Source organism: Streptomyces sp. NPDC005574 (genome assembly GCF_040605435.1).
Lineage (GTDB): Bacteria > Actinomycetota > Actinomycetes > Streptomycetales > Streptomycetaceae > Streptomyces.
Map to the genome: position 1 here is coordinate 1 of NZ_JBEXCW010000160.1, position 10,552 is coordinate 10,552.

The 10,552-nt window shown below is 73.0% G+C and carries 11 protein-coding genes; 3 read left to right on the plus strand and 8 right to left on the minus strand.

Translation table 11 applies throughout. From position 1 onward, the window contains the following. Positions 1-108 precede the first annotated feature (108 nt). From truB to rimP, 7 genes are all read right to left on the minus strand, one after another. Positions 109-1,014, minus strand: a complete 906-nt coding sequence (gene truB, locus ABZT03_RS41315) for a tRNA pseudouridine(55) synthase TruB (RefSeq protein ID WP_356048954.1) — start codon at positions 1,012-1,014, stop codon at positions 109-111. Further along, positions 1,011-1,466 (minus strand): 30S ribosome-binding factor RbfA, encoded by a 456-nt coding sequence (gene rbfA / locus ABZT03_RS41320; protein ID WP_356048956.1) that lies wholly within the window; start codon positions 1,464-1,466, stop codon positions 1,011-1,013. Before rbfA ends, truB begins: the two co-directional genes overlap by 4 nt. A 41-nt stretch (positions 1,467-1,507) precedes the next feature. Beyond that, the gene (locus ABZT03_RS41325) at positions 1,508-1,801 is read right to left on the minus strand and encodes a DUF503 domain-containing protein (protein ID WP_356048957.1); all 294 of its coding nucleotides are present in this window, start codon (positions 1,799-1,801) and stop codon (positions 1,508-1,510) included. A gap of 155 nt (positions 1,802-1,956) precedes the next feature. Then, positions 1,957-5,109 (minus strand): translation initiation factor IF-2, encoded by a 3,153-nt coding sequence (gene infB, locus ABZT03_RS41330; protein WP_356048959.1) that lies wholly within the window; start codon positions 5,107-5,109, stop codon positions 1,957-1,959. A gap of 160 nt (positions 5,110-5,269) precedes the next feature. Further along, positions 5,270-5,551: a YlxR family protein gene (locus tag ABZT03_RS41335; RefSeq protein ID WP_356048960.1), complete on the minus strand. Its 282-nt coding sequence runs from the start codon at positions 5,549-5,551 to the stop codon at positions 5,270-5,272. A gap of 90 nt (positions 5,552-5,641) precedes the next feature. Then, positions 5,642-6,628, minus strand: a complete 987-nt coding sequence (nusA, locus tag ABZT03_RS41340) for a transcription termination factor NusA (RefSeq protein ID WP_356048962.1) — start codon at positions 6,626-6,628, stop codon at positions 5,642-5,644. A 2-nt stretch (positions 6,629-6,630) separates the two neighbouring features. After that, a complete protein-coding gene (rimP, locus tag ABZT03_RS41345; RefSeq protein WP_356048964.1) occupies positions 6,631-7,155 on the minus strand; it encodes a ribosome maturation factor RimP in 525 nt (174 codons plus the stop codon). A gap of 318 nt (positions 7,156-7,473) precedes the next feature. On the opposite strand from rimP, the gene ABZT03_RS41350 reads away from it, so the two are divergent. The 3 genes from ABZT03_RS41350 (at position 7,474) to ABZT03_RS41360 (ending at position 9,493) form a co-directional block, all read left to right on the plus strand. Then, positions 7,474-8,052: a hypothetical protein gene (locus ABZT03_RS41350; protein ID WP_356048965.1), complete on the plus strand. Its 579-nt coding sequence runs from the start codon at positions 7,474-7,476 to the stop codon at positions 8,050-8,052. Further along, the gene (locus ABZT03_RS41355) at positions 8,049-8,513 is read left to right on the plus strand and encodes a DUF4439 domain-containing protein (RefSeq protein ID WP_356048967.1); all 465 of its coding nucleotides are present in this window, start codon (positions 8,049-8,051) and stop codon (positions 8,511-8,513) included. Before ABZT03_RS41350 ends, ABZT03_RS41355 begins: the two co-directional genes overlap by 4 nt. Before the next feature lie 71 nt (positions 8,514-8,584). Beyond that, a complete protein-coding gene (locus ABZT03_RS41360) occupies positions 8,585-9,493 on the plus strand; it encodes an aminoglycoside phosphotransferase family protein (RefSeq protein WP_356048970.1) in 909 nt (302 codons plus the stop codon). A gap of 128 nt (positions 9,494-9,621) precedes the next feature. Here the strand turns inward: ABZT03_RS41360 and ABZT03_RS41365 are convergent, their stop codons facing one another. Next, positions 9,622-10,245: a hypothetical protein gene (locus tag ABZT03_RS41365; RefSeq protein WP_356048972.1), complete on the minus strand. Its 624-nt coding sequence runs from the start codon at positions 10,243-10,245 to the stop codon at positions 9,622-9,624. Between the last annotated feature and the right edge of the window lie 307 nt (positions 10,246-10,552).

Consider the following 10,552-nt stretch of genomic DNA (forward strand, 5'->3'; position numbering starts at 1 on the left):
CGCTGCCTCGTTGGCTGGTGGCTGTTCTCCGCCCGGTTGTTCAGCCCCTTGTGGGAGCGGTGCGTGCTCGCCACTCCACGGGCAGGACGTTCCCGGTGATGGGGCCCGTCAGCCGAAGACGGCCAGGCTCTTCGCCTTGCCGTTGTGGTCCTCGACGAGCGCGAGGAACCGGCCCTCGGGGTCGAAGACGGCGACGGTGCCGGCCGCCGCGTACACCTCGGGCATCTCGATCCGCACCCCGTTGGTGAGCAGCCCGGCCCGCCTGCTGTCCACGTCCCAGCGTGGGAACGCGGCAGCGGCGGCGTCGGCGATCGGCATCACGGTCAGCTCCTCCTGGAGCTGGTCGAGGGTCCGGGCCGTGTCGAGCTTGTACGGCCCCACCCGGGTCCGGCGCAGCGCGGTCAGATGACCGCCGACGCCCAGGTCGGCCCCCAGGTCCCGTGCGAGCGCCCGGATGTAGGTGCCGGACGAGCAGACCACGGACACCACCAGGTCGACGACGGGGGTGCCGTCCTCGGCGACGGCCTCACGGACGTCGTGGACCGCGAACGAGGAGACGGTGACGGGCCGGGCGGGGATCTCGAACTCCTCGCCCTCCCGCGCCCGCTTGTAGGACCGCACCCCGTCGATCTTGATGGCGCTGACCTTGGACGGCACCTGCATGATGGCGCCGGTCAGCTTGGCGATCCCGGCGTCGACGGCGTCGCGGGTGACCTTCGAGGCGTCGGACGACCTCGTGATCTCGCCCTCGGCGTCGTCGGTCAGGGTCGTCTGTCCGAGGCGGACGGTCCCCAGGTACTCCTTCTCGGTGAGCGCGAGGTGCCCGAGCAGCTTGGTCGCCCGCTCGACGCCCAGCACGAGGACGCCCGTCGCCATGGGGTCGAGGGTGCCAGCGTGGCCCACACGCCGGGTCCTGGCGATCCCGCGCATCTTGGCGACCACGTCGTGCGAAGTGAAGCCCGACGGCTTGTCGACGATGACAAGGCCGTCGGGCGTGGTGTGCTTCTGCGTCATTCCGCGGCGTCGCCGTCCGTCTCGTCCTCGTCGTCCGGCTTCTTGTACGGGTCCGCCTCGCCTGCGTACACGGCGCCCGCGGACACCTCGCGCACCTTCTCGTCGGACTGGCGTGCCCTGTCGAGGAGGTCCTCGATGGTCTTGGCGGTGTCCGGGAGGGCGTCGGCGACGAAGGTGAGGCTCGGCGTGAACTTCACCCCGGCCGCACGGCCGACCTCGGAACGCAGGACGCCCTTGGCGCTCTCCAGACCGGCGGCGGCCGCCGCCCGCTCCTCGTCGTCCCCGTACACCGTGTAGAAGACGGTCGCCTCCCGCAGGTCACCCGTGACCCGGGTGTCCGTGATGGTGACGTGTGAGCCGAGCCGCGGGTCCTTGATCCCACGCAGCAGCTTCTGGGCCACCACCTCCCGGATGAGGTCCGCCAGCCTTTTCGCCCGCGCGTTGTCGGCCACTGGTCCGTCTCCCGTTCTTTCCTGATCTCGTTCTCGGTTCGTCAGTCGTCTTCGCCGTGGAGGCGCCGCCTGACGGACAGCAGCTCCACCTCGGGGCGGCCGGCGACCAGCCGCTCGCACTGGTCCAGCACGTCGCTCAGGTGCCCCGTGTCACCGGACACCACCGCGAGACCGATGACGGCCCTGCGGTGCAGATCCAGGTGCTCCACCTCGGCCACGCTCACCGCGTACTTCCGCTGGAGTTCGGCGACGATCGGGCGGACGACGGAGCGCTTCTCCTTCAGCGACCGTACGTCGCCGAGGAGCAGGTCGAAGGACAGTGTCCCCACATACATGTGTGTAACCGGTTCACCCGCCGGTCCGGGATCGATGGCCCCGCCATCCGTGTGGCAGGGACATCAGAACCGTACAACGAACGGCCGGGGCCGATCGACGGAAATTACTTCCCGTCGACCGGCCCCGGACCGGACCGTCTCGGAAACCCGAGGGCTCACGCCCGGGGCTTCTCCCGCATCTCGTACGTCGCGATGACGTCATCGATCTTGATGTCGTTGAAGTTGCCGAGGTTGATACCGCCCTCGAACCCTTCGCGGATCTCGGTGACGTCGTCCTTGAAGCGGCGCAGACCGGAGATGTTGAGGCTCTCCGCGACCACCTTGCCGTCGCGGATGAGGCGCGCCTTGGTGTTGCGCTTGACCTCGCCGGACCGGACCAGGACACCGGCGATGTTGCCCAGCTTGGACGACTTGAAGACCTCGCGGATCTCCGCCGTGCCGAGCTCGACCTCTTCGTACTCCGGCTTGAGCATGCCCTTGAGGGCCGCTTCGATCTCTTCGATCGCCTGGTAGATGACCGAGTAGTAACGGACGTCCACACCCTCGCGCTCGGCCATCTGCGCGGCACGACCGGCCGCACGGACGTTGAAGCCGATCACGATGGCGTCGGAGCCCATCGCCAGGTCGACGTCCGACTCCGTGACCGCACCGACACCGCGGTGCAGGACGCGGATGTCGACCTCTTCGCCGACGTCGAGCTGGAGCAGCGAGGACTCGAGAGCCTCCACCGAACCGGACGCGTCGCCCTTGATGATGAGGTTGAGTTCCTGCACCAGACCGGCCTTGAGGGCCTCGTCCAGGTTCTCCAGGGAGAACCGGACACCCCGGCGGGCGAAGTTGGCGTTCCGCTCACGGGCGGCACGCTTCTCGGCGATCTGACGGGCCGTGCGGTCCTCGTCGACGACGAGGAAGTTGTCGCCGGCGCCCGGGACGTTGGTGAGACCCAGGACGAGGACCGGGGTCGAGGGACCCGCCTCTTCCAGGTGGTCGCCCTTGTCGTCGAGCATCGCGCGGACACGGCCGTACGCGTCGCCGACCACCATGGTGTCGCCGACCCGCAGGGTGCCTCGCTGGACCAGGACGGTCGCGACGGCACCGCGGCCGCGGTCGAGACGGGACTCGATCGCAATACCCTGCGCGTCCTGCTCCGGGTTGGCCCGCAGGTCGAGCGAGGCGTCCGCGGTGAGGACCACGGCCTCCAGGAGAGCCTCGATGTTGAGGCCCTGCTTGGCGGAGATGTCGACGAACATGGTGTCGCCGCCGTACTCCTCGGCCACCAGACCGAACTCGGTGAGCTGACCGCGCACCTTGGTCGGGTCGGCACCCTCGACGTCGATCTTGTTGACCGCGACCACGATCGGCACGTCGGCCGCCTTGGCGTGGTTCAGCGCCTCGATCGTCTGGGGCATCACACCGTCGTTGGCCGCCACCACGAGGATCGCGATGTCGGTCGACTTGGCACCACGGGCACGCATGGCGGTGAACGCCTCGTGACCCGGGGTGTCGATGAAGGTGATCTTGCGCTCTTCGTCGTTGACCTGAGTCGTGACCTGGTACGCACCGATGTGCTGCGTGATACCGCCGGCCTCGCCCGCGACGACGTTCGTCTTGCGGATGGTGTCGAGGAGGCGGGTCTTGCCGTGGTCGACGTGACCCATGACGGTCACGACCGGCGGACGCGCCACGAGGAACTCCTCGCCGCCCTCGTCCTCGCCGAACTCGATGTCGAAGGACTCGAGCAGCTCGCGGTCCTCCTCCTCGGGGCTGACGATCTCGAGGACGAAGTTCATCTCGTCCGCGAGGAGCCTCAGCGTCTCGTCGGAGACGGACTGCGTGGCCGTGACCATCTCGCCGAGGTTCATCATCACGCCGACGAGCGACGCCGGGTTGGCGCCGATCTTCTCGGCGAAGTCGGTGAGGGAGGCACCGCGCGACAGGCGGACGGACTGTCCGTTGCCGCGAGGCAGCATCACGCCGCCGACCGACGGGGCCTGCATGGCCTCGTACTCCTGACGCCTCTGCCGCTTCGACTTGCGGCCACGACGCGCGGGACCGCCGGGACGGCCGAAGGCGCCCTGCGTGCCACCACGGGCACCCGGACCACCGGGACGACCACCGAAGCCGGGACGGCCACCGCCGCCACCGGGAGCACCCGGACGGCCGGCGAAGCCGCCGCCACCACCGGGAGCGCCGGGACGGCCGGCGAAGCCGCCACCGCCACCGCCGCCACCGGGACGACCGGCGAAGCCGCCACCGCCGCCACCGCCACCGGGACGACCGGCGAAGCCGCCGCCGCCGGGACGACCGCCGCCGCCGCCGGGACCGCGGCCGGGACCGCCGCCGGGACGCGGGGTGCCCGCGGCCGGACGCTGCGGCATCATGCCGGGGTTCGGACGGTTGCCGCCGCCGGGACGCGGGGCGCCGGCGGGGCCGCCCTGCGGACGAGGCATGCCGCCCGGAGTGGGACGGGCACCGCCCTGCGGACGCGGAGCGCCGCCGGGACCGCCCTGGGGACGAGGACCGCGGTCCTGACCTGCGCCCTGCGGACGCGGAGCGCCGCCCGGGGCACCGCCGGGGCCACCGCCCGGGCGGGGTGCGCCGCCCGGCCGGGGGGCCTGGGGGCGCGCCATGCCGGTGGAGCCACCGGAGGTGAACGGGTTGTTGCCCGGACGGGGACCCGTGGGACGGGCGCCGCCGGGACGCGGGGACTGGCCGGCGGGACGCGGGGCGCCCTGACGGTCGCCGCGCTCGGGACGCTCACCACGGCCCTGGCCGCCCTGGCCGGGACCGGCCGGACGGGCACCGCCCGGACGCGGGGCGCCGGGACGGTCACCACGGTCGGCGGCCGGACGCGGAGCGCCCGGACGCGGAGCGGAGGAGGCCGGTGCGGCGGGAGCCGACGGGGGTGCCGTGAACTCGGGGACGGCCGGAGCCGGAGCCGCCGGAGCGGGCTTCGGGGCGGGCTTCGGACCCGGACGCGGGCCCGAGGAGGCCGGCGACGCCGGGGTGACCGGAGCCGCGGCGGGCGCCTCGGCCTGCTTCGGGGCCGGCGGGCGCGGAGCGGCCGGACGGGCCGCCTGCGCGGGAGAGGGGGCGCCCGGCTTCGCCGGGGCAGCCCTGCGCGCGGGGGCGGACTTGCCGCCTCCGTTGCCCTGCTGGAGGGCGTCTGTCAGTTTGCGTACAACGGGGGCCTCGATCGTCGAGGACGCCGAACGGACGAATTCACCGAGTTCTTGGAGCTTGGCCATGACGACCTTGCTCTCCACCCCGAACTCCTTGGCGAGTTCGTATACCCGGACCTTAGCCACTTCGCTCCTTTTAGGTCCGGGTTGCGTCCGGACCGTCGCTACTTCATGGGCGTACTCATCGCGTGCTCATCGAGTGCTCATCGCAATCTCGACCTACTTCCAACTCGCGGAATACCAGGGCCGCGCGGGGTTCCGCGCGACACTCCTACGGTGTTGCCTGTCAGCAACTGTCGGTCTGCTCGACGTACCGGCGCAACGCCTTTGTGTCGAGCGGTCCCGGGGCGCGCAACGCCCGCGGAAACGCCCGGCGGCGTACCGCCTGGTCGAGACAGACCAGGGCGGGGTGTACGTACGTACCCCGGCCGGGCAGCGTACCGCGTGGATCAGGAACGCATGCGTCCTTGATCGCCACGATGCGCAGCAGATCGTTCTTGACCGCTCGCTCCCGACACCCCACACAGGTGCGTTCAGGGCATGCACGGGCGTGCGTCCGGCCAGACACCGTTAAGTCTACCTCCCCGGACGGACCTCACCCCTTCGGGGCAGGGTTCGAACGGTTGTTGTCGTGATCTAAGCCACTGCAGGCCGAGATCTATTCCCCAGCCTGTTCGGTGTCCGGACGGATGTCGATCCGCCAGCCGGTCAGACGGGCGGCCAGCCGGGCGTTCTGCCCTTCCTTGCCGATCGCCAGCGACAGCTGGTAGTCCGGCACCGTCACGCGCGCGGAACGGGCACCGAGGTCCACGACCTCCACCTTGGAGACCCGGGCCGGGGACAGCGCGTTCGCCACCATCTCGGCCGGGTCGTCCGACCAGTCGACGATGTCGATCTTCTCACCGTTCAGCTCGCCCATGACGTTGCGCACCCGGCCGCCCATGGGGCCGATGCAGGCGCCCTTGGGGTTCAGACCCGAACGGGTGGACCTGACGGCGATCTTCGTACGGTGCCCGGCCTCACGCGCGATGGCGGCGATCTCCACCGACCCGTCCGCGATCTCCGGGACCTCCAGCGCGAAGAGCTTCTTCACCAGGTTCGGATGGGTGCGCGAAAGGGTCACGGACGGACCGCGGACACCCTTCGCCACCCGGACGACGTACGACCGCAGGCGCAGGCCGTGCGTGTAGACCTCCCCCGGGACCTGCTCCTGCACCGGCAGGATGGCCTCGAGCTTGCCGATGTCCACGAGCACGTTCTTCGGGTCGCGCCCCTGCTGGACCACGCCGGTGACGATGTCGCCCTCGCGGCCGGCGTACTCGCCGAGCGTCGCGTCGTCCTCGGCGTCGCGCAGTCGCTGCAGGATGACCTGCTTGGCGGTGGTGGCGGCGATACGGCCGAAGTCGGACGGGGTGTCGTCGAACTCCCGGGCCTCCTGGCCCTCCTCGAGGTCCTCGGGGTCCTCCTTCGCCCACACGGTCACATGGCCGGTCTCCCGGCTGAGCTCCACGCGCGCGTGACGGCGGCTTCCCTCGGTGCGGTGGTAGGCGATGAGGAGGGCCGACTCGATCGCCTCGACCAGCAGGTCGAAGGAGATCTCCTTCTCCCGCACCAAGCCCCGCAGGGCACTCATGTCGATGTCCACGGCTACGCCTCCTCCTCTTCTTCCTTCATGTCCTTGCTGCTGCCCTTGTCGTCCTTGCGGTTGAACTCCACCTGGACGCGGGCCCTGTCGACGTCCCCGAAGGCGAGCGCGCGCGTGGTGGCCTTGCGGCCCTTCACGCCGGGCACTTCGAGGTCGAGACCCTCGTCGCCCACCTCCAGGATGCGGGCCACCAGTTCGTCGCCCCCGGTCAGCTGGAACTTCACCAGCCGCCCGGTGGCGCGTTCGTAGTGCCGGCGCTCCGTGAGAGGACGTTCCGCACCGGGCGTTCCGACCTCGAGGGTGTACTCGCCCGCGCCCATCGCGTCGGTCTCGTCGAGCTTCGCCGAGAGCGCGCGGCTCACATCGGCGATCTGGTCCAGGTCGGCACCCGTGTCGGAGTCGACGACGACGCGCAGCACACGCTTGCGGCCGACCGAGTCCACCGCGATCTCCTCGAGATCCAGACCCTGGGAGCTGACGAGCGGTTCCAGGAGCTCTCGCAGCCTGTCGCTCTGGGTGGTGCTCATCCGGGTGACTCCTCGGCCGCGTGTGCTGTTGTGGGAACGTCGCGTGTCTGGTCAAAGGGTATCCGGTCCAGGGGTGTGTTGCCGTCCACCGGGTGGTCGCGGGCCGTCCGGTGGACGCCCGTCCCGCGTCCGCCCGCCGCCCGTTCGGTGTCCGCCCGGGGGCGGTCCGGCGTCCGGAGCGCCGAGGGCGGTGCCGCTGGGTGGTGGCGGACGGGTGCGCGGGTACCGTGATCACGGGCGGGCCGCCCCGCCTGGTGTTTCCCTTCGCGTCTGCCGTCGTGTCCGCCTTCGTACGAACTGCCCCCGAGGACGTCTGCCGTGCCGCTCCCCCCACCCCCGCGCGCCCTGGCCGGGCCGCGCCGAAGAACCCTGCTCGCCTCCGCCGCGGGCGCCGCCCTCCTGGTGGGCTGCTCGCACGCCCCCGAGGAGTCGGCCGGCACCGGCGGCAGCCAGTCGGCGGCCCAGCGGGCGCGCGCGCGTGCGGCCCGCGACAGCGCGGGGCTCGTGGAGTCCTACGAGGCGGTCCTCGCCGTACATCCGGCGCTCGCGGAGCGGCTGGCACCGCTGCGGGCGGAGGTCGTGCGGCACGTGGAGGCGCTCGGCGGGACCCTGGCGGCCGGACCGGCCGGGACGGTGCCCCCGACCGACTCCGCCACTCCCCCGGCCGACCCGTCGACCGCCCCCTCGGCCACCCCTTCCGCCGTGTCGGCCGCCGTGGCCGCGGTGCCGACGCGGGAGAAGGACGCCCTGGCGGGGCTCGCCGCCGCCGAGCGGGCGCTCGCGGACCGGCGGACCACGGCACTGCTCGACGTGCCCGGGGAACTGGCGCGGTTGCTGGCCTCGGCCGCGGCGGCCGGCGCCGCCCACGCGTACCTGCTGACGGAGGGAACCCGGTGAGCGGGACGGACGAGGGCGAACTGAAGGCGCTCCAGGCCGCGTTGGCAGCCGAGCACGCGGCGGTGTACGGCTACGGCGTGGTCGGCGGACGGGTGGGCGAGGAGCGGCGGCCCGAGGCCCGGGCGGCCTACGACGCCCACCGGGCGCGCCGGGACGCGCTCGTGCGCGCGGTGCGCGACCTGGGCGGCAGGCCCACGGCCGCGGCCGCCGCGTACGCGCTGCCCTTCCCGGTGCCGGACCCCGCCGCGGCGGTGCGGCTCGCCGCCGAGCTGGAGGACCGGGTGGCCGGCGTGTACTCCGACCTGGTGCGGGCAGCCGAGGCGGGACAGCGGCGTACGGCCGCCGAGGCGCTGCGGGAGGCGGCGGTGCGCGCGGTGCGCTGGCGCGGCGAGAGCGTAGCCTTCCCTGGTCTCGCCGAGCGGGCCGGCACCGGCACACCGTCGGCGTCCCCGGCGGCGTAAGGCGTACGGCTCGGCGGGCGCACGGCTCCGGGAGCACGGCTCGGCAGGTACGGGAAGGGAACAACTCGCGCATGGCTTTCGAACCGCCGCGGCGTCTGGCGAGGGCACTCGGGGAGAGCGCACCGGACGGTGACGAGTGGGCGGAGAAGCTGTCCGAGACGGCTGAACAGGCCGTCGCTGTACGCGAGTTGACCGTGGAGCGGGTGCAGGTGCCGGGCGGGCGCAGCAGTCTGGTCGTGCTGGTGCGACGGCCGGACGGGACGCCCGCCGTGCTGAAGCTCGCCCCGCCCCGGGCCCGGCCGGAGAGCGAACGGGCCGCGCTCGCGCACTGGGGCGGCTCGGGCGCCGTACAGCTGGCGGAGGAGTCCGCGGCCGACGGGGCGCTGCTCCTGGAGCGGCTGCACCCGGACGTGTCGGTGCGGTCGCTGCCGGAGGCCAAGGCGCTGCTGGAGGCGGCCGGGACGCTGCGCCGGCTGTGGGTGGAGCCGCCCGGCGGCGAGGACGCCCGCCTCTTCGAGAGCGTCGAGGGGCGGACCGGGCGGCAGGCCGAGGCGATGCGGGCGAGCGCCGACGCCGACCCCGAGCTGGCCCCGCTGGTGACCGCCGCGCTCGCGGCGCGCGAGGAACTGGTGGCCGCGCCCCCCGAACGACTGCTGCTGCACGGGACGTTCCGGCAGAGCAAGGTGCTCGCCGCCGAGCGGATGCCGTGGCTGGCCGTGGGCCCCGATCCGGTCGTCGGCGAGTGCGCCTTCGACCTGGCCCGGCTGGTGCGCGACCGGGTGGAGGATCTGATCGCGTCGCCGTCCGGGGCCACGACGACCCGGCGGCGGGTGAAGCGGCTGGCCGAGTCCCTGGAGGTGGACCAGGAGCGGCTGCGGGGCTGGACGCTGTTCCGGGCCGTGGAGTCGGGGGTACGGGCCCTGCGCGTCGGACGCCCCCAGGACGCCGAGCTGCTGCTGGAGTTCGCGGGCTGGCTGTAGGGGCCGTCGCCGCCCGGCGGGTGCGGACCGGGACGCGCCCCCCTGCCGGGAGTCCTCGCAGGGGGGCGCTGTGGATCCGGCCGACGTGCCTCCCGAGCCTGCCGGCCGGAGTCTCGGCGGGTGTGCCGTCAGCGGTCGCCGGAGTGCACCCGGGTCCGTCCGCCGGTGGCGGCGGGTGCCGTGAACAGGGTCGCCTCGATGGCCAGCAGACGGGTGTGCCTGCGGATGTGGGCGGCCTGGTCCAGGGGGCGGTGAACGTCGCCTTCCGCCGGTGCCGTGGTGGGCTCCGCGTGCCGGACGTGCGTGAACAGCGCCAGGTCGGCGGGGCGCAGCCGCCAGGACAGCGGCCGCCGGCCGACCACGAGCCGCAACTGGTGCGTGCCCGCCGGCCCCGGGCCGGCGGCCGGGACGACGACGGCGCTCGCCGGGTGCAGCGCCGCCACCCAGGCCAGGAGGTGCGCGCGTTCGAGCGAGACCACGGTCAGCTCCCGTTCGTAGGAGTCGGCGTGCCGCTGCCAGCGGTCCCGTTGCTGTCGGCAGTCGTCCAGGTCCAGCGTGAGGCGGTGGCGTAACGCGGCTTCCCGCCGGGTGGTACGGCGGTGCTTGCGGGGCGCTCTGCGGCCGCGGGGGCGCAGGACGCGGAGCAGGGCGGCGGCCGCGGTGCCGAGGGGACCTGGGGTCCGGGGGCGGTGGGCCCGCGAGGCGCCGGCCCCGGGCTCTTCCGGCGGCGGGGCCGTCGGGGATGAGGGCATCGAATACTCCGGTTGCGGTGAGCGGGGGTCAGTTCCGCGGCGGGGCGCCGTGGGACACGGCTGCGCCGCGGTCACGGGCCCGGGTGTCGTCGGGCAGGGCACGGGTGGAGCCGGTGCGGCGGTAGCGGCCGACGCCCAGGGCGTTCGCGGCGCGGCAGTCCTCGTCGACGGGTTCACGCCGGCGCAGGTGCCGCTGGTAGGCGGCCCGGGTCCGCAGCGGCCCCCGCGATGTCTGGTGCTACGGAGCGGCCGGACTCGGACGCACCCTGCAAATGGCTGGCAGCGCCCTTCATCAACCCGATATCAC